Genomic DNA, 21,430 nt, shown 5'->3' on the forward strand with positions numbered 1-21,430 from the left:
CCGGCCGGTGCGCCTGTTTCACCTTGCCATGGCCGTTCTGACCATCCCGGCGATGGCTGCAGCGATTGCCGTTGGCGGCCGCGCCGTACAGCGCGGCGAAAGCGGCGTCACTGTCGACCAGATCGAGGCAAGCGTTGAGGCCACTCCTGAAGCGCCGCCTACATCAGCCATTCCGGGGCCTCAGCCCCTGAAGCCAACGGCGCATTCCAGGGCGATCGATCCCGCGGCCGTCGTGCCGCCGCAGCTTCCTGCCGAAGAGCTTGAACGGGTCGAACCGCGCGCGCCGCTGAGCGATTTGTCGCTGGCCGGACCGCCCAAGCCGCCCAAGCCGAAAATGCCCGATGACTGGAACGGGACAAAGCTGTTCCAGCCGGTGGCGACCGCCGCCGGGTTGATCGAGGCCAAGGGGTATTCCGTCGCGGTTTCAGGCATCGACGTCGTCAAGCAGGACGAGATCTGCACGGACGACGGCAAATCCTGGGCTTGCGGCATCCGGGCGCGGACGGCGTTCCGCGCTTTCCTGCGCGGCCGGACAGTGGTCTGCACGGTGCCGCCTGAAGGTGGCCGCGACCTGATCTCCGCTGAATGCCGCATCGGCAAGCAGGATATCGGCCAGTGGCTGGTGGAAAACGGCTGGGCCCGGGCCGCAAGGGGCGGCCCCTATGTCGAGGCTGGCGAAAAGGCGAGCACGGCGAAAAAGGGGATTTTCGGGTCGGCGCCAGACCTTTCAGGCCTGCCGCCGGTTCCGGCAGCATCTCGCCCGGCGCCTGCTGCGCCGGGTTCGATATTGGAGGAAGAGGGCGGCGTTCTCAGGCCGCTAGCTGACCAGCCAGCGCCCGCTGAATGAGCGCGCGGGTCTCGGCAATGCCGTAGAGCGCTGCGAATGAGCCGAAGCGTGGGCCGCGCTCCTGGCCGATCAGCACCTGGTAGATCATCTGGAAGAAGGCGACGGAAACGCCCGGCCCGCCTTCCGGGCTCTGCTTCGAATGGTCCTGATAGCGCTCGATCCTGCGCGCTACGTTGAGCGCCGCGTTCTGGATCGCTTCGCCGTCGGCTCCCGGCGACAGAGCGGCCAGCGCATCCGAAAGTTTGATCAGCGCCTCGCGCTCGACCGCGTCGGCGGCGCGATACACCTTGGCCGGCTTCACGAAATCGTCGTAATAGCGGATCGCATATTCGGCCAGCCGGTCGAGCTCGGGATGGGTCTTCGGCGTCACGCCCGATACATGGCGCAAAATGAAGCCCCACAGCACATCCTTGTTTTGCGCGTTCGAGGCGCTGACCAGGTTGAGCAGCAGCGCGAACGGCACCGGCAGGTCGATGACAGGCGGATTGCCGTCATGCATGTGCCAGACCGGATTGCCCAGACGTTCTTTCCACTCCTGCCGGCGATAGGCGGACAAGAAGGTGTAATACTCGTCCACCGCCTTCGGAATGACGTCGAAATAGAGTTTCTTGGCCTGTCGCGGCCGCTGGTACATGTAGAGGCCGAGGCTCTCGGTCGGGGCATAGGTCAGCCACTCGTCGATTGTCAGTCCGTTGCCCTTCGACTTCGAGATCTTCTGGCCGTTCTCGTCCAGAAATAACTCATAGACGAAATGCTCCGGCGCCCGTCCGCCCAGAATGTCGCAGATCCGGTCGTAGATCACCGCATTCGTCTGGTGGTCCTTGCCGAACATTTCGAAATCGACGCCGAGCGCTGCCCAGCGCATGCCGAAATCCGGCTTCCATTGCAGCTTCACCTTGCCGCCGGTTACGGAGAGCGTGGTTTCGGTGCCGTCATCGTCGAAGGTGATGGTGCCGGCCTTGGCGTCGACATGCTTCATGGGGACGTAAAGCACGCGGCCGCTCTTGGGGGAAATCGGCAGAAACGGGCTATAGGTCGCCTGGCGCTCTTCGCCGAGGGTCGGCAGCATCACCGCCATGATCTTGTCGAAGCGTTCGGCGGCGCGCAGCAGAACCTCGTCGAAACGACCAGCCTTGTAATATTCCGTCGCGCTGGCGAACTCGTAGTCGAAGCCGAACGTGTCCAGGAAGCGGCAAAGCATCGCGTTGTTGTGGTCTGCGAAGCTTGCATAGTCGCCACCGAAGGGATTGGGGACCGACGAGAGCGGCTTGTGCAGGTGCGGCTCAAGTGCAGCGCGATCAGGCACGTTGTCGGGAATCTTGCGCATGCCGTCCATGTCATCGGAGAAGCACAAGAGCTTGGTCTTGACCGTGTCTCTGGTGAGGACGCGGAAGGCGTGGCGCACCATCGAGGTGCGCGCGACCTCGCCGAACGTGCCGATATGCGGCAGCCCCGACGGGCCGTAGCCCGTCTCGAACAGCACGGGCTCGGGAAAATCCGTGTCCTTGTAGCGCTGGATGATCTTTTTGGCTTCCTCGAACGGCCAGGCTTTGCTTTCAGCCGCTGCCGCAAGCACCTCGGGATTGAGATCGATGATGTTTGATCCCGCCATGTCGCTATTTTCCAAATCATTCGCCGGCGTCGCCGGAAGAGAGGGTTTTTCAATCGGTCTCTAGGCGCGCCTGTCTTGGGCGTCAACGATTTGCGGCTCTTTTTCCTTGCGGCGCCTACGCCTCGTTCCTAACTTCAAGGCCACTCGAGGAGTTTTGAATGCCGTTGCTGTCGCCGCATGAAGCCCTGATCTACCTGATGGTCATCACCTCGGCCTCCGACCGCGACATGACCGATGTCGAGCTGGCGCGGATCGGCGACGTCATCCGCTCATGGCCGGTGTTCGAGGACTTCAACCAGGACAGGCTGGTTGAGATCGCGCAGGATTGCCAGAAGAAGCTTCACGAAAAGGACGGGCTGGAAGGCGTGCTGGCACGCGTCGCCGAGGCGCTGCCGGAGCGGCTGCGCGACACCGCCTATGCCGCAGCCTTCGAGGTCGCGGCCATCGATCTCGAAATGCGCCTGGAGGAGGTGCGGGTGCTGCAGCTCATCCGCCTGAAGCTCGATCTCGACACGCTGACCGTCGCCGCCATCGCCCGCGCTGCCAAGGCCCGCCTTCGCACGCTCACTTGATGGGGCTTTCGAAAATCAGAAAAAGCTGACCGGAAAATAGCGCAGGTAGAACTCGGCAAACGTGCCTTTCACGGAAATCTCCTGCAGCGCATAGTCGAATGCCGCGGCCAGCGCCGGATCACCGGCTCGGGTGGCGATGGCCATGCCCGAGCCGAGATATTCGGGCGCCAGGTACGGCCCGCCGGCAAAGCGGCAGCAGCTCGCAGCGTCCGAGCCGCCAAGCCAGAACGCAAAGCGCATGCCGTCCCCGAAGGCGGCGTCGATCTTGCCGGCCTTGAGGTCGCTGTAAAGCGCCTCCGGCTTTTCGAAGGGGACGACCTGAACGGTGCTGAAATAATCGCGCAGCATCCGCTCATGCGCGGAGCCGGAGACGACGCCGATGCGCTTGCTGCGCAGTCTGTCGAAGATAGGTTCCGCAAAGGCCTTTGTCTTCAGCATGATGAAGCGCGCCGGAAACTGCAGATAGGAGCGCGAGAAGGCGTATTTCGACCGCGACTCAGACGTGGCGGCGATGCCGGCGATGATCGCCTCGCCTTCGCCCTTCTGCAACGCTCCCTCAAGCTCGCCCCATGGCAGCGCCTGGATCTGGCATTTTTCCGCAATGTCGAGTTCGGCGCAGATGGCCCGCGCCAGATCGATGTGGAAGCCGGACAGCCGGCCGGCGACGTCGAGGAAATTGAAAGGCGGGAAATCGGTGGTGGTGAGGAATCTCAGCCGTGGCAGCGCCGAAAGATCCGGCTTCGGCAGCCGCTCCTTGGCGTCCCAAAGCACCGGCACCTGCGGCCCTGCAGCACGCGCGGTGCCGGCGAGCGATTGTGTTGCGATCGTCATCGATAGCAGGGCGATGGATATCCACCGGAATGTCACGATAAAGCTCCGCCACTCATGCCCATTGGCTTTTGGTACGAAAACGAGGCAGGCACAACGGTTTTTGGTTTCAACCGGTCGATTTAGGGATATGATTTAGTGAGTTTGCAAATAGCTGCGCAGCGTCGGCTGGAAAGTGGGCAGTCACCGAGGCGCAGCTTTGCAATCTCAAGAACGGGAGGCAACATGGGGTAAATGTTGCGATGAGTCAGTTCGATCGCACACTGGAATTCATCGATCAGCTGCAGCATGCCAGCACGGCGGCAGCGGTCTGCGAACAGCTGCTCGGCATCACGTCGAACTTCGGCCTGACGGCGCTGATGGCGGGAACGGTTCCGCAGCCGGGCACGCCACGCAGCCAGCAAAAGGATCACGTCCTGCTCTGCGACTGGCCGGGAGAATGGCTGGAGCGCTATGTGGCGCGCAACTATGTCGATCATGACCCTGTCGTCAGCCACATGAAGCAGCTTCAGGCGCCGTTCCAGTGGCGGGAAGCATCGGAAAGCATTCGCATCGACAAGAGCAGCGACGAGGTGATGGGCGATGCCAGCGAATTCAAGCTGCGCGATGGACTGGCCTTCCCGCTGGTCACGCTTGATGGCCAGATCGTCATGGTATCGCTGGGCGGTGAGGCCGTAGAACTGTCGGGAGCTGAGTTCGGCCTGGTGTCGCTGGCGTCAACCTATGCGATAGGTCGTGCCATGCAGCTCCACACGATGGCCGGCAAAACCATAGATCACATAGAATTGACACCGCGCGAGCGCGAGTGCCTGCAATGGGCTGCCGTCGGCAAATCCGAATGGGAGATCTCGCAAATCCTCGGCATCTCGGAGCACACGTCCGAGAAACATCTGCTTAACGCCAAGGGCAAACTTGGTGCCGTCAACCGCGTGCAGGCCGTCGCGGAAGCGATAAGGCGCGGCTATATTAGTTAGGTCGGCCATGCCGGCCTAGAAATTTTTGACTACGTGATCACGTAATTTTCCCGCAAAGGCCTGATCGTATCCTCCTGGTAAACCTAGGAGATAGCCGATGCTTTTTTCCCTCACCACACAGGAATTGATGGAACGTCCCGACCTTTGGGAGGCCGTTCATCGTTTGCGCTACAAGATCTTCGTCGAGGAGATGGGATGGACCGATCTGAAGCGTCCCGACGGCCTCGAGATCGACCAGTTCGACCACGACGAGGCGGTGCATCAGCTCGTCATCAGGAACGGCGAACTCGCCGGTTATCAGCGGATGTTGCCGACGACGCGAGCGCATCTTCTGACCGATGTGCTGGCGGACCTCTATGAAGGGACGCCACCGTCCGGGCCGAATATCTACGAACTGACCCGCTATGCTGTGGCGCCCGGCTTTCGTGACGGGCGGCGCGGTGTATCGACGGTCGGCACCGAATTGATTGCCGGCTTCGTCGAGTGGGGACTGAGGCGCAACGTCAATCAGGTGATCATCGAATTCGAGCCGATGTGGGTCCTGCGCGCGCTGCAACTGCACTTCCTGGCCACGCCGCTTGGTTACCAGCGTACTTATGGCAACCAGCAGGTGGTCGCCACTTTGCTCACCTTCAACGAGCACACGCTTGATGTCGTGCGCTCGCGCCGTAATCATTTCGCACCGGTTCTGGCCAGGGGGTATCCCGACTGGCTCGGACTGAAGCAAGCTTCGTAGGAGGCGACCATGAACGTCCATCCGCAACCAGAATTGCGCAACCATACGCTGATCGTCACCGTGTCGTCGGAGGATGGCCGGCCAGTGCTGGACAGGCGGGCCTATGAAAGCCTGGCGAAAACCTTCCATGAAGCTGCCGCCGATGACGAAGTGCGCGTCGTGCTGCTGCGTGGCCTCGCAGGCTGCTTCTGCCTCGGCGGCGACTTTTCCGAGTTTCTCGATGCCGCCAAGCATCAGCAACTGATCGCCGCCGTCACCGACATGTTTCGCACGCTGGCGACGTTCCCGAAACCGGTCCTTGCCTGCGTCGATGGTGATGCCGTTGGCGTCGGCTGCACCATCCTGTTCCATTGCGACATGGTGATCGCGTCGAGCGAAAGCACATTCCGGGTGCCGTTTGTCGATTTCGGCCTGGTGCCGGACGCGGCGACGAGCATCCTGGCACCACAGAAACTTGGCTACGCCGGTGCTTTCCGCTTCTTTTGCCTCGGCGATACGCTCGGCGTCGAAGATGCCAAGGCGCTCGGGCTGGTTGCCGAGATCGTGGCGGACGGCAGCGTCGAGGACGCTGCTCTTGGCAGGGCAAGGCAGCTCGTCAAGAAGCCGGTCGCCGCACTGCTGCAGACGCGTGGCCTGCTCAAGGGCGACACGGGCGCGCTCTGCGACCGCATCGACCAGGAGATCTCGCTGTTCCAGCAAGCGCTGCAGGACGACACCACCCTGAAGCGATTGCAGCGGATCGCCCGGCTGGCGGCATGAAAGATCATCGCGCGCCGTCGCGACACCGGATCGTTTGCGGAATGGTCCAATCCGCGGCGGCTGGGCCCGTTTATTTTTCCAGAAAAGACGGCCCTTCGCCGATGATCTTCTTGTCTTCCTTGCCGATGGCCTCGAGATCGCGGCCGTCATAAGGCAGCGACAACAGGATGCGCCGGATCACCGCCAGCCGCGCCCGCCGCTTGTCGTTGGCCCGCACGATGATCCAGGGTGCGAACTCCTTGTGCGTGCGTTCGACCATGACATCGCGCGCCTTGGTGTAGTCGTCCCACTTGGTGATGCCGGCGATGTCGATCGGCGAGAATTTCCAGTTCTTCAACGGACTGTAGCGGCGGTCGTGGAACCGTTCGAGCTGTGTTTCCCGGCCGATGTTCAGCCAGAATTTGAAGAAATGAATACCTTCGTTGCAGATCATCCGCTCGAAATGCGGTGTTTCGTCCAGGAATTTCTCATGCTGCTCCAGCGTGCAGAAGCCCATCACCGGTTCGACCCCGGCGCGGTTGTACCAGGAGCGGTCGAAGGTGACGAATTCGCCCGCCGTCGGGAAATGGTCGACATAGCGCTGGAAATACCACTGTCCTGTTTCAGTCGGGGTCGGCTTGGTCAGTGCCACGTTGCGCGCGGTTCGCGGGTTCATGTACTGGCGCAGCACGAAGATCGTGCCGCCCTTGCCGGCGGCGTCGCGTCCTTCGAACAGCGCCATCACCCGCTTGCCCGTCGACTGCAGCCATGCCTGTGCCTTGACCAGCTCGATCTGCAGCCGCTCAAGGGTCTCGTCATACTCGGCGCTCTTCATTTTCTTGTCGTAGGGATAACCGCCGGCGGTCAGCTTTTTGTCCTCGACCCAGTCCGGAAGCGCCGGATTCTCGATGTCGAATTCCCGCTCCTTGCCGTCGACTCTGATCTTCAGCGGCCCGGATGCGGATGCTGCGGGAGTTTCCTCGGTTTTTTTCATCGAGACGAACCTTTCCAGCTTCCGGACTCATGCTATTGGGAGCCTCCAGGCCGGTCCAGCGGAAGTTTCCAGCCGACCGGCCAACCAAGGCGCGCACGCGAATGGTTGACAATGGCTGAGTTGGGCACAGAGCGGAAAGGCACGGCGCGAGTCCTCGCTGGCCGGCTTTGGAACAGCCGCTGGCTGCTCGCCGCCGGCATCGTCGCGGTTCTGGCCGCCTATGGGTTCGCCGGCATGTCCGCCTGGGTGGTTGTGCTGGCAGTTGCGCTGCTGTTTGCCGCCGCGATGCTGCCGAGCGCTGCCGCACGCCAGTTTACGGAGAGCGGGGCGGCGACCGAGGCGGGCGGGCTGCAGCGGCTTTCCGGCGAATACCTCGCGGCGGCCGTTGCCGATCCGCTGATCATCTTCGACCGCACCGCCACTATCGTCCACGCCAACGCCGCCGCTTTCGCGGCCTTTGGCGGGATCGCGCCGGGCATGTCGTTGCCGCTGAAATTCCGTGCGCCGGAGATGCAGGCCCTGCTGGACAGCGTCCTGTCGGGAAACGTCGCCTCCGATGTCGTCGACTATACCGAAAAGCTGCCGGTCGAACGGGCCTACCGGGTGAGCGCATCCTCGGTCGGCCACGCCACCGATCTCTATGTGCTGGTGTTCAAGGACCAGAGCGAGGCGCGCCGGATCGACCGGATGCGCGCCGACTTCATCGCCAACGCCAGTCACGAACTGCGCACCCCGCTCGCCTCGATCTCGGGGTTTATCGAGACGTTGCGCGGCCCGGCCCGCAACGACCCGGCGGCGCGCGAGCAGTTCCTGCAGATCATGCAGAACCAGACCGGTCGCATGGCGCGCCTGATCGACGACCTGCTGTCGCTGTCGCGGCTGGAGATGAAGCCTTATCTGAGGCCGGGAACCGAGGTCGACCTGCGCCAGACCGTCGACAGCGTCATCGATTCGCTTGGGCCGCTCGCCAGGGAAAACGGTGTCGTAGTCGAGCGGGATTTCGTCGAAGGGCCGCTCGACGTGCCGGGGGACCGGGACGAGCTTTTCCAGGTTTTCGAGAACCTGCTGGAAAATGCCTGCAAATACGGACAGTCGGGCGGGCGCGTCACGGTGTCGATCGCGCGTAGCGATGCCGCTCCCGAGCCAGGCATCGACGTCACCATCAGGGACTACGGTCCCGGCATACCCGAAGAACACATCCCGCGCATCACCGAGCGCTTCTACCGCGTCGATGTCGAGAACAGCCGGACGCAGAAAGGCACCGGCCTTGGCCTGTCCATCGTCAAGCACATCCTGACGCGCCACAACGCCAGGCTGTCGATCAAGTCGGAAGTCGGCAACGGCGCGGCGTTCTCGGTTCATTTGCCGGCGCGCTAACGCAGCACTATATCTGTTGCGCAAGAGTGTGGAGCGTAGCTGTGCGTCCAGGTGGGGCGCAGCCCACCGACTGTTTCTTTTTTCTGTCATCCGGCTAGCGTATCAGCGGAGGATTCGAGGAAACGACTCGGCCAGAAGATCCCGGGAAGGCATTTCGTCCATGCAGTCCGTGCACATCGTCAGCGCCTATGACGAAGAACTGAAGTATTTGTCGAAGCGCATCGCCGCTATGGGCGGCCATGCCGAACGCATGGTCGAACAGGCGATCAGCGCCCTTGTCAACGCCGATCCCGGTCTCGCCGAGAAGGTCATCCGGGACGATATCGTGCTCGACGAAGGGCAACGCGAGATCGACGACAAGGCGATCGTCATCATTGCCAAGCGCCAGCCGATGGCAACGGACCTGCGTGAGATCGTCGGCGCCATCCGTATCTCGGCCGACATCGAACGTGTCGGCGACCTCGGCAAGAATGTCGCCAAGCGAGTGGTGGCCGTCACCGACGGGCGCCAGCCGACCAGCCTGTTCCGCGGCCTCGAGGCGCTGGCCGACCTGGCATTGACGCAGCTCAAGGAAGTGCTCGATGTCTACGCCTCGCGCTCGGTGGAGAAAATCGGCTTCGTCCGCGACCGCGACGACCAGATCGACGCCATGTACACCTCGCTGTTTCGCGAGCTGCTGACCTACATGATGGAAGACCCGCGCAACATCACGCCCTGCACGCACCTTTTGTTCTGCGCCAAGAACATCGAGCGGATCGGTGACCACGCCACCAACATCGCCGAGACGATCTACTACATCGTCACCGGCGACCAGATGCCGGCCGAGCGGCCCAAGGGCGACAAGACGGACAAGATCGTGCTTCCGGCATCGCAACCCGCGAAGTGAAACGACCGCCTCTCGAATACTTGATCATAGTGCGCTAAACTATCTGGACGTTAAGCTTCTCGGTTCCCTGGTGAAGGTCATGCCTTCAGGAGGCTGCGATGGAATATGTCCGCGAGTTCGCGCCGTCGCCGCCTTCATCCAGCATTATCGCTTGCAGCGTCTATACGGCCGGCCGGCGTATCGCCGACATTCCGATCGAGGAAGCTGGCGAATGGGCCAAGAAACCGGGACACGTCGTCTGGATCGGCCTGCTCGAGCCGGACCGCAACCTTTTGCTTCGCGTCCAGGCGCAATTCCATCTGCATGACCTCGCGATCGAGGATGCCGAGCATCCGCACCAGCGGCCGAAGATCGAGCAATATGGTGACGCGCTGCTGGTCATCGCCCGCACGGCTCAGCTGATCGACGGGCGCGTCACCTTCGGCGAGACGCATCTGTTCGTCGGCACGGGCTATATCGTCAGTGTCAGGCACGGGCCGTCGACATCCTATGCCGCCGTTCGCCAGCACTGGGAAAGCTGCCCGCACTCGCTGGCCAAGGGCGAGGACTTCGTCCTCTACGCCATTCTCGACTTCATCGTCGACAACTACATGCCGGTGCTCGAGCAGATCGAGGACGAGGTCGAGGCGATCGAGGACAAGGTTCTGCTGAAGCCGATGACCGGCACCGACATCGAGCGGCTCTATATGCTGCGCCGCGACCTCTTGCGCCTGCGCAATGCGGCGCTTCCGCTGGTGGAGGTCTGCCGCCGCCTGACCAGCGCCGACCTGCCGCAGATACATGCCGCCATGCACCCGCTGTTTCGCGACGTGACCGACCATATCCGCACCGTCCAGGAAAAGATCGACAGCCTGCGGGAGGTTCTCGCCTTTGCCTTCGAGGCCAGCCTGCTGGTCGGCCAGAGCCAGGAAACGGCGATCTCCAAGAAGCTCGCTTCATGGGCCGCCATACTGGCGGTGCCGACGGCGTTTGCAGGCATCTACGGCATGAATTTCAACGACATGCCGGAACTGCGGATGGAATATGGCTACCCGGCAGTGCTGGCCGCGATCGGCCTGATCTGCACGGTCCTGTACTGGCGGTTTCGAAAGAATGGATGGCTATAGGGGAATAAGGGAGTAGGGGAATAGGGCAGTATCAGTGCACGGAGAACGACACTTATTTAAAGCGAAGCGTTGTCCTTCTCCCTACTCCCCTACCTATCTATTCCGCCTCCGCTCCGAAGCCGGCTGGAACGCAGCGCGGGCGTGGTACTTGCAGTAGGGTCCGGTTTCGGCGGCGTCGTTGCCGCAGAAATGGAAGTCTTCCGAAAGCGGGTCGCCATTCGGCCATTTGCAGGTGCGCTCGGTCAGCTCGACGAGCTGTAGATGCCGCGAGATCGGCACGACGACGTTCTCGACCGGGCGGATGTAGTGGCGCGCCAGTGGTTCGGCATCGAACTGCGCCTGCAGCGCGGTTGCGCCGATCGAGCTGGTGACGTGGCGTGCAGCACTTGCGGCGCGCGACACCGATTTCTGGATCGATGATCCTTGCACGGACTTTTTCTGGCGCGCCGGAGTGGCTGTCGCGCGTCCGCGGCCCGACAGCTTCAACCGATGCACCTTGCCGATGACCGCGTTGCGGCTGACGCCCCCGAGCTGCGCGGCGATCTGGCTGGCGCTCAGCCCCTCCGACCACAATTTTCTAAGAAGTTCGACCCGCTCGTCAGTCCAGTTCATGAGACCGCGCTCCTGCTGAAATGTGCGGCGATCGGAATCCTTTCACGACCCGGCTCCCGCCGGGCAGACACCACATATATCGTGTGATTAGGTCCGCCGCACGAAATCTAGTTATTTTCTCGACTACAAATACCTTATGCGCTGACTCGGTGACAAGAGTCCGACGTGCAACACGAATCGTTTTCCCCAACCTTCCCGGTCGCTTATGAGCCGGCGCCTTGTCGGAGGGCTTGACGCGCGCCTATGCGCGACGTTTTCGTTGACTTCATGGCCGAAAAACACGATAAGCCGCAAAGGCCGCCGCTTTGGCGGCTTTTTTGATTTTTCGGTTCCGGAGACGCATATAATGAGCGGTTCGGCGCTTTACGACACCTTTGCTCGCGCACCCTTGGCCTTCGACCACGGGGAAGGCACTTGGCTGGTTACCGACAAGGGTGAGCGATATCTCGATTTCGCCGGCGGCATCGCCGTAAATTCATTGGGTCACAGCCATCCGCATCTGGTCGCCGCGCTCACCGAACAGGCCGCCAAGCTCTGGCATGTCTCCAATCTCTACGAGATTCCGGGGCAGAGCCGGTTGGGCCAGCGGCTTGCGGAAGCCACCTTCGCCGACAAGGTGTTCTTCACCAATTCCGGCGCCGAGGCGCTGGAATGCGCCATCAAGACGGCGCGCCGCTACCAATTCGTCAAGGGCCATCCCGAGCGCTTCCGCGTCATCACCTTCGAAGGCGCTTTCCATGGCCGTACGCTCGCGACCATCGCCGCCGGCGGCCAGTACAAATACCTGGAAGGCTTCGGACCCAAGGTCGAAGGCTTTGATCAGGTCGGCTTCGACGACATCGACGCCGCCGAAAAGGCGATCACGCCCGAAACCGCAGCGATCCTGATCGAACCGGTGCAGGGCGAGGGCGGTATCCGCCAGGTGCCGACGCAATCGCTTAAGCGGCTCCGGCAGCTATGCGACCAGCACGGCCTGCTCCTGATCTTCGACGAAGTCCAATGCGGCATCGGTCGCACTGGAAAGCTGTTCGCGCATGAATGGGCGGGCGTCACGCCTGATATCATGGCGATTGCCAAGGGCATCGGCGGCGGCTTCCCGATGGGTGCCTGTCTCGCCACCGACGAGGCTGCGGCCGGCATGACCGCCGGCGTCCACGGCACCACCTTCGGCGGCAATCCGCTGGCGATGGCGGTTGGCAACGCCGTGCTCGACGTGGTGCTGGAGGACGGCTTCCTGGCAGATGTCCAGCACAAGGCATTGCTGTTGAAGCAGGGGCTGGCTGGCGTCGCCGACGAATTTCCCGAGGTTATCGAAGGCATCAGAGGAACCGGCCTGATGCTCGGCCTGAAATGCGTGATGCCCAACGCCAAGGTGAACATGGCGCTGCGCGACCAGCACTTGCTGGCGGTTCCGGCCGGCGACAACGTCATTCGCTTGCTGCCGCCGCTCACCGTCACCGACGTCGAGATCCACGAGGCGCTCGATCGCATTCGCGCTGGCGCCAGAGGCCTGGCGGATGCCATCGCCGCGGCTGCCGCCAAGTAATCCCGGAACCATTGCTGATGTCAGTTCGCCATTTCACCGACCTGTCCGCCGTTTCGGAGGGCGACCTGCGCTTCATGCTGGACGACGCGGTGGTGCGAAAGGCCAGGCTCAAGGCCGGCGAGCGGACAAAGCCGCTCGAAGGCAAGGTGCTGGCGATGATCTTCGACAAGCCGTCGACGCGCACGCGCGTCTCCTTCGATGTCGGCATGCGCCAGCTTGGCGGTGAGACCATCATGCTGACCGGCACCGAGATGCAGCTTGGCCGCTCCGAGACCATCGCCGACACGGCCAAGGTGCTGTCGCGCTATGTCGACGCGATCATGATCCGCACCACCTCGCATGAGCGGCTGCTCGAACTGACCGAGAACGCCACCGTTCCCGTCATCAACGGGCTGACCGACGACACGCATCCCTGCCAGCTGATGGCCGACATCATGACCTTTGAAGAGCATCGCGGTCCGGTGGCCGGCAAGACCATCGCCTGGACCGGCGACGGCAACAATGTGCTGCATTCGCTGCTGGAGGCCTCGGCACGGTTCCGCTTCAACCTCAATGTCGCAGTACCCGAAGGCAGCGAGCCGGCGCAAAAGCATATCGACTGGTCGAAGACGCATGGCGGCAAGCTGAACTTCACCCGCTCGCCCGAGGAGGCCGTCCACGAGGCCGACTGCGTCGTCACCGATTGCTGGGTGTCGATGGGCCAGGAGCATCGCGCCCGCGGCCACAATGTCTTCTTGCCCTATCAGGTCAATGCGGCGCTGATGGCCAAGGCAAAGCCGGACGCATTGTTCATGCACTGCCTGCCGGCGCATCGCGGCGAGGAGGTCACCGACGAGGTCATCGACGGGCCGCATTCGGTGGTGTTCGACGAGGCCGAGAACCGGCTCCACGCGCAGAAGGCAGTTTTGGCCTGGTGCCTGGGCGCTTGATCTGGGACGGCGTGATGCCTATCTGCGGCGCATCACGCAAAAATAGCGCGTTTCGACGCATGCGCCCCGCAGGGCGGCATGGCCGCGCCCCGGAGCTTTGTCATGTTGGAAACTCATCAATTGACCGAATATAAACCCAAACTCGGCGAATTCGGCTATGCCGGCGACGATCATGTCGTGCCCTTCGAGGTCGGCCCGCTCGACGTGCGCGGCCGCACCGTGCAGCTCGGGCCGATGCTCGACGCCATCCTCAGCCGCCATGATTACCCTGAGCCGGTCGCCCGTCTCCTGGCCGAGGCTTGTGTGCTGACGGTGCTGCTCGGCACATCGCTCAAATTCGAGGGCAAGTTCATCCTGCAGACCCGCACCGACGGGCCGGTCGACATGCTGGTCGCAGATTTTTCCACGCCGCATGCGCTACGCGCCTATGCGCGCTTCGATGCGGACAGGCTGGAGGCCCTGACCGCCGCCGGCGAGACCTCGCAGCAGACGCTGCTTGGCAGCGGCGTGCTGGCGCTGACCATCGACCAGGGCGCCCACACGCAGCGCTATCAGGGTATCGTCCAGCTCGACGGCGAGACGCTGGAAGAGGCCGCGCGCACCTATTTCCGTCAGTCGGAGCAGATCCCGACCGATCTTAGGCTTTCGGTGGCCAAATTGCTGACGCCGGGCGTCGGCGGCGCCCGCGAGCAGTGGCGCGCCGGCGGCCTGCTGGCGCAATTCCTGCCGCAGTCGGCGGAACGCATGCGCGTGCCCGATCTTCCGGGCGGCGACGGCGATCCGCGCGAGGAAGTCCATCACCCGGACGACAATTCCTGGCAGGAACTCCTGGCGCTGCTTGGCACCATCGAGCCGACCGAACTGATCGACCCGACGATCGGGGCCGAGCGGCTGCTTTACCGGCTGTTCCACGAGCATGGCGTCCGCGTCTTTGGCGGCGTCCCGGTCGCCGACCAGTGCTCATGTTCGAGGGAAAAGATCCGCGGCATCCTCGAAGGCTTTTCCGCCGAGGAGATCAGGCAGAGCACCGAGGACGGCGGCATTCACGTCGCCTGCGAGTTCTGCTCGAAGCAGTATGACTTCGACCCGGCGGAGTTCGCCGCAGGCCAATAAAAGACTTCCTCCTCAAAAGATTGCCCCTCACCGTTTGCGACGCGGCCGGTGAGGGTCAGCGTCGGGCCAAACGTGCCGCGCCGAGCTAGTTCACCGTCCGTTTCGTACCCGGCAAATCGAGCGAGAAGGCGGGGATGTCGACGTCGAACATCTCGCCCCGCTTGTTGCGCATGGTGTAGTGGCCGACCATGATGCCGGAGGGTGTCGAGAGCGGGCAGCCGGAGGTATATTGGTAGCTGTCGCCGGGGTTGAGCTCAGGTTGATCGCCGACCACGCCGGCGCCGCGCACTTCCTCCACTCGGCCGGTGCCGTCGGTGATGTGCCAATAGCGCGATAACAGCTGCACGAACTCGTCCGACTGGTTGGCTATGGTCACCTGGTAGCCCCAGACATAACGGTTCTCCGACGGATCCGAGCGATCCTCGAGATAGAACGGCCTCACCTGCACTTCGATTTTGCGCGTGACGGCGCGGTACATGAGCGACTCCAAAACAGCAACAACGGAACTTTCGGCGCTCTCCGTGAGATGTCAACGGCGCGTGTCCTGTCTTTGCCCGGACCTGAAGGGCAGGTGCCGGCAAACAATGTCATTTAAGTGACATATGACAATGATGGTGTGCGCTGGATTGTGCCGGGCGACTCAGCGCTCTGTCGAACTGTTGAAAACGGCCGTCATGCGGGCCAGTTTTTCCGGAGTGACCAGATCTCGATGGAACTGACATTCGCTGCCGCCCTGCTTTCGATCGCTCTCGTTCTTTCAAATCTTGCCAGCATCCTGCTCGCCTCATTCAGGCTGAAGCGGCCACGCATCATCGCACCGATAGCCGGCAAAGTGCCGCCGGTGTCGATCGTGGTGCCGTCGCGCGGTGTCGAAACGTTTGCCGAAGAGACGCTGGAACGCGCATTCTCGCTCGACTGGCCGCGCTACGAGCTCATCTTCTGCGTTGCCCACGCCGACGATCCGGTGGTCAAGCTGATCACCAGTGCCATTGCGCGCTTTCCGAAGGTGCCGGCCCGGCTGCTGGTCGGTGACGACCGCATCAGCGGCAATCCGAAACTCAATAATTGCGTGAAGGGCTGGGAGGCGGCGCGCCACAGCTGGGTCATCCTTGCTGATTCCAACGTCCTGATGCCGCGGGACTATGTCCAGCATCTGATGGCGGCATGGCGTCCCGACACCGGCCTTGTCTGCTCGACCCCGATCGGCTCGCGGCCGGACGGGTTTTGGGCGGAGGTCGAATGCGCCTTCCTCAATACGCTGCAGGCGCGCTGGCAATATGCCGGCGAGGCACTCGGCCTCGGGTTTGCCCAGGGCAAGAGCATGTTGTGGAACAAGCCCGTGCTCGATGCCATTGGCGGCATCCGCGCCCTTGCCGCCGAGATCGCCGAAGACGCCGCCGCGACCAAGCTGGTCAACGGTCTCGGACTGCGCGTCAATCTCGTCGCTTCGCCGTTCGAGCAGCCGCTCGGCCAGCGCACGCTTGGCGAAATCTGGTCGCGCCAGGCCCGCTGGGCGCGTCTGCGCCGCGTCACATTCCCGCTGTTCTTCGCGCCCGAGATCCTGATCGGCGCGGCGGTGCCGCTGGCGCTTGCGCTGGTTGCGGCGGCCGGCGCCGGCTACAGCCTCACGGCGACCGCCATCGCTGTGCTGGCAATTGCATACGTTCCGGAATGCGCCCTGGCCTCGGCCAAAGGCTGGCACCTGTCGCTGCGCATGATACCGGCGATGATGGCGCGCGACTGCATCCTGCCGATTGTCTGGCTACGCGGCTGGCTCAGCGGCGCCGTCGACTGGCGCGGCAACACGATGACCATCCACACCAGCGCCGTCGCGGAACTGGAAGAGACGCCGTCGGGCGCCTGAGCGTCTCGGCAAGATTAGCGAGACCGCCAGCCCACTCCCTATCTGGCGGTCCTGAGCGCCTGCTCGACGTCTTCGAGCAGATCGTCGGTGTCCTCCAGGCCGACAGACAGCCTGAGCGTGCCCGGCCCAATGCCAAGCTCGGCGCGCGCCTCGTCGCTCAGATTCTTGTGCGTCGTCGTCGCCGGATGGGTGATCAGGCTCTTGGCGTCGCCGAGATTGTTGGAGATCAGCACGATGTCGAGCGCATTCTGGAAGGCGAAGGCCGCCTGCTTGCCGCCCTTGACGTCGAGGCAGATCAGTGTCGAGCCGCCCGACATCTGCTTCTTGACGACAGCCGCTTGCGGGTGGTCGGCGCGGCCCGGATAGATCACCCGGGCGATTTCCGGCCGCTCGGCGAGGAAATCGGCGATCTTGCCTGCGCTTTCCGTCTGCTGGCGGACGCGCAGCGGCAGCGTCTCCAGGCCCTTGAGCAGCGTCCAGGCGTTGAACGGCGAGAGGCTGGGCCCGGTGTGACGGAAATAGTCATGCAGGTTTTCGTCGATCCACTTCTTGTCCGACAGGATGATGCCGCCGAGGCAGCGTCCCTGGCCGTCTATGTGCTTGGTCGCCGAATAGACGACGATATGGGCGCCGAGCTGCAACGGCTTCTGCTGCAAGGGGGTGGCGAAGACGTTGTCGACGATCAGCCTGGCGCCGATCGAATTGGCGAGCGAAGCGACAGCGGCGATGTCGACCACTTCCAGCGTCGGATTGGTCGGGCTCTCCAGGAAGAACAGCTTGGTGTTCGGCCTGACCGCCTTCTCCCAGTTGGCGATGTCGGTGCCGTCGACCAGCGTCGCCTCGATGCCGTATCTCGGCGCCAGCGTCTCGACCACCCAGCGGCAGGAGCCGAACAAGGCGCGGGCCGCTACGATATGGTCGCCGGCCTTGGCGCTGCACAGAATTGCTGCGGTCACCGCGGCCATGCCGGACGCAGTGGCGCGCGCGTCCTCGGCGCCTTCAAGCGCGCACATGCGCTTTTCGAACATGTCGACCGTGGGGTTGGCGTAGCGCGAATAGATGAAGCCGGGCTCCTCGCCCTTGAAACGGGCCTCCGCCGCCTGTGCGGTCTCATAGACATAGCCTTGGGTGAGGTACATCGCCTCCGAGGTCTCGCCAAAGCCGGAACGCAGCGTTCCTGCATGCACGAGTGCAGTCTGAGGCTTCCAGTTGCGCTTCTTGCTCGTCATCGCCTTTTTTCCAAACACCAAAAATGGTCCAAACACAAAAAAAACCGGCCGCGAGAGTCGCAACCGGTCCATATGGCCTTTCGGCCCGACGGTCCTTTAGCGACTTGTTTAACGTGGCTGCAAGCCGACCGGCCAAATCACCACGGGATAACGACCCTTTAGACCTGCACCGCGCTTGCGTCAATTGCCGGCATGATTAAGAGGTTTGTACCAAGCAGGTTCCGCAAAAGTGTTCCACGGTTTTTCGGCAAGAACCTGCTACAAAAAACAAGATATCGCCGGCCTTCGAGCGGAGCCAGACTTTGCGGCAGACAGGCATTCTTCCCGATCGGGACATTTCCGCGCTTTTCCAGTCCGGCGCGCTGACGTCGCCGCGTACGCTGGATGCCGACCAGATCCAGCCGGCCAGCCTTGATCTGAGGCTCGGTGACAAGGCCTGGCGCGTGCGCGCCTCTTTCCTGCCGGGCCCCAACCACAAGGTCACCGAAAAGCTCGAGCGGCTGAAGCTGCATGAGATCAACCTTGCCGAGAGTGCGGTGCTGGAAACGGGCTGCGTCTACATCGTGCCGCTGCTCGAAAGCCTGGCGCTGCCTGCGGCCATTTCCGCCTCGGCCAACCCGAAGAGCTCGACCGGGCGGCTCGACATCTTCACCCGCGTGATGACCGATCGCGGCCACGAGTTCGACAAGATCGCCGCCGGCTACACCGGCCCGCTCTATCTGGAGGTCAGCCCGCGCACTTTCCCGATCGTGGTCCGCACCGGCTCGCGGCTGTCGCAGATCCGGTTCCGCACCGGCAACGCGCTTCTGTCGGAGAGCGAACTGAATGAATTGCACCGCGCCGAGATGCTGGTGGCCACCGAGCCGCCCAACATTTCCGGCGGCGGCATCGCGCTGTCGATCGACCTCGACGGCGACAAGGATGGGCTGGTCGGCTATCGCGGCAAGCACCACACCGGCCTGGTCGATGTCGACAAGCGTGCCGCGCAGGATGTCGTCGACTTCTGGGAGCCGCTCTACAAGAGCGGCGCCGGTGAACTGGTGCTCGATCCGGACGAGTTCTACATCCTGGTTTCCCGCGAGGCGGTGCACGTGCCGCCGCTCTATGCCGCAGAGATGACGCCGTTCGATCCGCTGGTCGGCGAATTCCGCGTCCATTATGCCGGCTTCTTCGATCCGGGCTTCGGCCATTCGGCAGCCGGCGGCACCGGCAGCAGGGCGGTACTCGAAGTGCGCAGCCATGAGGTGCCGTTCATCCTCGACCATGGCCAGATCGTCGGGCGGCTGGTCTACGAGCATATGCTCAAGCGGCCGCAGGCGCTCTACGGCACCGATCTCGGCTCGAACTACCAGGCGCAGGGCCTGAAGCTGTCGAAGCATTTCCGCGCCGCGCGCTGACTGCCCCATCAGACCGTGCTTGCCTGACCTGCCGCGCCATGCTTGGCTATCTCTCAAATCTCAAGATGGTTCGGACAAAGGGGAACAAAAAGTGCAGATTTCGAGATGGATCGCATCGGCGGCAACAGCGGCCGTTCTGGTGATTGCAGCCGGTGCCATATCGGCGCAGGCACAGGAAAAATTGAAGATCGGCACCGAAGGTGCGTATCCGCCGTTCAACACCATCACCCCTGACGGCAAGGTTGTCGGCTTCGATATCGACATCGCTGATGCGCTTTGCGCGCAGATGAAGGTCGAATGCGAAATCGTCACGCAAGATTGGGATGGCATCATTCCGGCCCTCCAGGCCAAGAAGTTCGACGCCATCATCGCGTCGATGAGCATCACCGAAGAGCGCAAGAAGCAGGTTTCCTTCACCAACAAATACTATACGACGCCGCTTTCGCTGGTGGCCCCGAAGGACAGCGATCTCGCCTCGACCGAACCGGCAGCACTCGCCGGCAAGACGGTGGGCGCGCAGGCTTCGACCACCCAGGCCGACTATGCCCAGGATGTTTATGGCAAGGCCGGTGCCGAGGCGAAGCTCTACCCGACCCAGGAAGAGGCGATCACCGATCTCATGAACGGCCGTCTTGATGCCGTCATTTCAGACAAGTTCGTGCTGATGGACTGGATGAAGAAGGCAAGCGAGGCCTGCTGCAAGATGGTCGGCGACGTCAAGGGCACCGAGACGGAAGCCGGCATTGCGGTGCGTCTGGAAGACACGGCGCTGCGCGACAAGCTCAACGCCGCCATCGACGCGATCGTCGCCGACGGCACCTACAAGAAGATCCAGGCCAAGTATTTCGACTTCGATATTTACTGAGGTCTAAGCTGCCGATCTCCCCCACAACAAGGGGGAGATCGAGCTGTTACAACCCGCTCAAAGCGCCTTTACCGCCACCTTCACCGGCTGCTCGATTTCGAGCGGGTTGCGCAGCGGCAGCCCGAAATCCTTGGCCTCGATCTCGAAGACGTCGCCGGCCTCGGTCCTGATGCCGTCGGCGAAGGACAGCGTCGCCGTGCCGAACATGTGCACATGCACGTCGCCCGGCTGGCGGAAGGCCGCATATTTGAAGTGGTGATGCTCGAGGTTGGCGATGGTGTGCGACATGTTCGCCTCGCCCGACAGGAACGGCTTTTCCCAAAGCACCTTGCCGTCGCGAATGATGCGCGAGGAGCCTCTGACGTCGGACGGCAGGTCGCCGATCAGGATCTCCGGCCCGAACGAGGCGTTGCGCAGCTTGGAGTGCGCCAGGAAGAGATAGTTCACGCGTTCGGTGACGTGGTCGGAAAACTCGTTTGACAGCGTGAAGCCGACGCGGAACGGCGCGCCGTCATCGCCGATGACATAGATGCCGGCGACCTCCGGCTCCTCGCCGGCATCCTGGGCGAAAGCGGGCGACAACAAAGCTGCACCCGGCGCCACCGCCATGGTGCCGTTGCCCTTGTAAAACCATTCCGGCTGCACGCCGGTCTGGCCTTTCGCAGGCTTGCCGCCCTCAAGCCCCATGCGGAACATCTTCATGGAATCGGTAAGCTGTTCCTCGCCGTCGCTGCTGAGCTTCTTGTGCATGGAATCGCGCGTCGCCGCCGAGCCGAGATGCGTCAGCCCGGTGCCGGTGAGGTGGAGATGCGCCGGATCGGGATGGTTGATCGGCGACGCCAGCCGCCCTTTCTTGTAGGCAGCGTCGAGATCCACGGTTTCACCGAACCCCTTGCGTTCGATGAGGGCGACGAGCCCGGTGCCGGTGCGCGCCGCCTCCATCGCCAGCGAATAGACGCTGCGGGCACCGTTGATGATCCGGGTCTTGCCGCCGTTGCGGGCAACGACGCGGATCGTCTCGGCGTCATCGAGGATCTGGGAGATCAGCATGGTGGGTCCTCTCTCTATTGCCTTGGCCTGGCCTGCCGATCCGGCAAACCCTGCCCGACGCGGCTCGGAACAGGTTCCGCGCCACGGGTGAAATTCTTCGTCCGGATTGCGCTCGCGAAACCTGGTCCCTCAGGGGACTTCTTTGCGCCGGCGGG

Annotated in this window: 21 protein-coding genes and 1 riboswitch; of the genes, 14 read left to right on the forward strand and 7 right to left on the reverse strand. The window is 62.8% G+C overall.

What is annotated here, in order from left to right; genetic code table 11:
* Positions 1–7 precede the first annotated feature (7 nt).
* Positions 8–847, forward strand: a complete 840-nt coding sequence (locus tag EN859_RS07675; protein WP_245525504.1) for a thermonuclease family protein — start codon at positions 8–10, stop codon at positions 845–847.
* Here EN859_RS07675 and EN859_RS07680 read toward each other — a convergent pair.
* The gene (locus tag EN859_RS07680) at positions 810–2,459 is read right to left on the reverse strand and encodes a lysine--tRNA ligase (protein WP_127852715.1); all 1,650 of its coding nucleotides are present in this window, start codon (positions 2,457–2,459) and stop codon (positions 810–812) included. The genes EN859_RS07675 and EN859_RS07680 overlap by 38 nt on opposite strands.
* 158 nt (positions 2,460–2,617) lie before the next feature.
* Here EN859_RS07680 and EN859_RS07685 point away from each other — a divergent pair, with 158 nt between their 5' ends.
* Complete coding sequence (locus tag EN859_RS07685) at positions 2,618–3,031, forward strand: tellurite resistance TerB family protein (RefSeq protein WP_127852714.1); 414 nt, start codon at positions 2,618–2,620, stop codon at positions 3,029–3,031.
* Positions 3,032–3,046: 15 nt separating this feature from the next.
* Here EN859_RS07685 and EN859_RS07690 read toward each other — a convergent pair whose 3' ends face one another.
* On the reverse strand, positions 3,047–3,898 hold the full coding sequence (locus EN859_RS07690; protein WP_127852713.1) for a transporter substrate-binding domain-containing protein: 852 nt from the start codon (positions 3,896–3,898) through the stop codon (positions 3,047–3,049).
* A gap of 203 nt (positions 3,899–4,101) precedes the next feature.
* Between EN859_RS07690 and EN859_RS07695 the strand changes: the two genes are divergently transcribed.
* The 3 genes from EN859_RS07695 (at position 4,102) to EN859_RS07705 (ending at position 6,328) form a co-directional block, all read left to right on the forward strand.
* Positions 4,102–4,833, forward strand: a complete 732-nt coding sequence (locus EN859_RS07695) for a LuxR family transcriptional regulator (protein ID WP_127852712.1) — start codon at positions 4,102–4,104, stop codon at positions 4,831–4,833.
* Between the two features lie 97 nt (positions 4,834–4,930).
* The gene (locus tag EN859_RS07700) at positions 4,931–5,569 is read left to right on the forward strand and encodes an acyl-homoserine-lactone synthase (protein WP_127852711.1); all 639 of its coding nucleotides are present in this window, start codon (positions 4,931–4,933) and stop codon (positions 5,567–5,569) included.
* A 9-nt stretch (positions 5,570–5,578) separates the two neighbouring features.
* Positions 5,579–6,328 carry an enoyl-CoA hydratase-related protein gene (locus EN859_RS07705; RefSeq protein ID WP_127852710.1) on the forward strand — a complete coding sequence of 250 codons (750 nt, stop codon included), beginning with the start codon at positions 5,579–5,581 and terminating at the stop codon, positions 6,326–6,328.
* Between the two features lie 70 nt (positions 6,329–6,398).
* On the opposite strand, the gene ppk2 is transcribed toward EN859_RS07705, so the two are convergent.
* A complete protein-coding gene (gene ppk2 / locus EN859_RS07710) occupies positions 6,399–7,301 on the reverse strand; it encodes a polyphosphate kinase 2 (protein ID WP_127852709.1) in 903 nt (300 codons plus the stop codon).
* A gap of 111 nt (positions 7,302–7,412) precedes the next feature.
* Here ppk2 and EN859_RS07715 point away from each other — a divergent pair, with 111 nt between their 5' ends.
* The 3 genes from EN859_RS07715 (at position 7,413) to EN859_RS07725 (ending at position 10,670) form a co-directional block, all read left to right on the forward strand.
* Positions 7,413–8,678, forward strand: coding sequence for an ATP-binding protein (locus tag EN859_RS07715; RefSeq protein ID WP_127852708.1), 1,266 nt, complete (start codon positions 7,413–7,415; stop codon positions 8,676–8,678).
* A 160-nt stretch (positions 8,679–8,838) separates the two neighbouring features.
* Positions 8,839–9,564, forward strand: a complete 726-nt coding sequence (phoU, locus tag EN859_RS07720; protein ID WP_127852707.1) for a phosphate signaling complex protein PhoU — start codon at positions 8,839–8,841, stop codon at positions 9,562–9,564.
* 98 nt (positions 9,565–9,662) lie between these two features.
* On the forward strand, positions 9,663–10,670 hold the full coding sequence (locus EN859_RS07725; protein ID WP_127852706.1) for a magnesium and cobalt transport protein CorA: 1,008 nt from the start codon (positions 9,663–9,665) through the stop codon (positions 10,668–10,670).
* Positions 10,671–10,763: 93 nt separating this feature from the next.
* Here EN859_RS07725 and EN859_RS07730 read toward each other — a convergent pair whose 3' ends face one another.
* Positions 10,764–11,282: a GcrA family cell cycle regulator gene (locus EN859_RS07730; RefSeq protein WP_127852705.1), complete on the reverse strand. Its 519-nt coding sequence runs from the start codon at positions 11,280–11,282 to the stop codon at positions 10,764–10,766.
* Positions 11,283–11,628: 346 nt separating this feature from the next.
* Here EN859_RS07730 and EN859_RS07735 point away from each other — a divergent pair, with 346 nt between their 5' ends.
* The 3 genes from EN859_RS07735 (at position 11,629) to EN859_RS07745 (ending at position 14,870) form a co-directional block, all read left to right on the forward strand.
* Positions 11,629–12,828, forward strand: coding sequence for an aspartate aminotransferase family protein (locus EN859_RS07735; protein WP_127852704.1), 1,200 nt, complete (start codon positions 11,629–11,631; stop codon positions 12,826–12,828).
* Between the two features lie 17 nt (positions 12,829–12,845).
* Positions 12,846–13,757, forward strand: a complete 912-nt coding sequence (gene argF, locus EN859_RS07740; RefSeq protein ID WP_127852703.1) for an ornithine carbamoyltransferase — start codon at positions 12,846–12,848, stop codon at positions 13,755–13,757.
* A 78-nt stretch (positions 13,758–13,835) separates the two neighbouring features.
* Positions 13,836–14,870: an Hsp33 family molecular chaperone gene (locus EN859_RS07745; RefSeq protein ID WP_127852702.1), complete on the forward strand. Its 1,035-nt coding sequence runs from the start codon at positions 13,836–13,838 to the stop codon at positions 14,868–14,870.
* Positions 14,871–14,955: 85 nt separating this feature from the next.
* Here the strand turns inward: EN859_RS07745 and apaG are convergent, their stop codons facing one another.
* The gene (gene apaG, locus EN859_RS07750) at positions 14,956–15,348 is read right to left on the reverse strand and encodes a Co2+/Mg2+ efflux protein ApaG (RefSeq protein ID WP_127852701.1); all 393 of its coding nucleotides are present in this window, start codon (positions 15,346–15,348) and stop codon (positions 14,956–14,958) included.
* Positions 15,349–15,579: 231 nt separating this feature from the next.
* On the opposite strand from apaG, the gene EN859_RS07755 reads away from it, so the two are divergent.
* Entirely contained in the window at positions 15,580–16,734 is a 1,155-nt protein-coding gene (locus tag EN859_RS07755; RefSeq protein WP_127852700.1) for a ceramide glucosyltransferase, read from the forward strand.
* 38 nt (positions 16,735–16,772) lie between these two features.
* Here EN859_RS07755 and EN859_RS07760 read toward each other — a convergent pair whose 3' ends face one another.
* Positions 16,773–17,963: an O-succinylhomoserine sulfhydrylase gene (locus EN859_RS07760; protein WP_127852699.1), complete on the reverse strand. Its 1,191-nt coding sequence runs from the start codon at positions 17,961–17,963 to the stop codon at positions 16,773–16,775.
* Between the two features lie 76 nt (positions 17,964–18,039).
* Positions 18,040–18,117: riboswitch (SAM riboswitch) on the reverse strand.
* Between the two features lie 148 nt (positions 18,118–18,265).
* Here EN859_RS07760 and EN859_RS07765 point away from each other — a divergent pair.
* On the forward strand, positions 18,266–19,360 hold the full coding sequence (locus EN859_RS07765; protein ID WP_127852698.1) for a 2'-deoxycytidine 5'-triphosphate deaminase: 1,095 nt from the start codon (positions 18,266–18,268) through the stop codon (positions 19,358–19,360).
* Between the two features lie 91 nt (positions 19,361–19,451).
* Positions 19,452–20,225, forward strand: a complete 774-nt coding sequence (locus EN859_RS07770) for an ABC transporter substrate-binding protein (RefSeq protein ID WP_127852697.1) — start codon at positions 19,452–19,454, stop codon at positions 20,223–20,225.
* Positions 20,226–20,282: 57 nt separating this feature from the next.
* Here EN859_RS07770 and araD1 read toward each other — a convergent pair whose 3' ends face one another.
* Entirely contained in the window at positions 20,283–21,275 is a 993-nt protein-coding gene (gene araD1, locus EN859_RS07775) for an AraD1 family protein (RefSeq protein ID WP_127852696.1), read from the reverse strand.
* Positions 21,276–21,430: the final 155 nt, after the last annotated feature.

The sequence above is a fragment of the Mesorhizobium sp. M00.F.Ca.ET.216.01.1.1 genome (assembly GCF_004010325.2).
GTDB lineage: Bacteria > Pseudomonadota > Alphaproteobacteria > Rhizobiales > Rhizobiaceae > Mesorhizobium.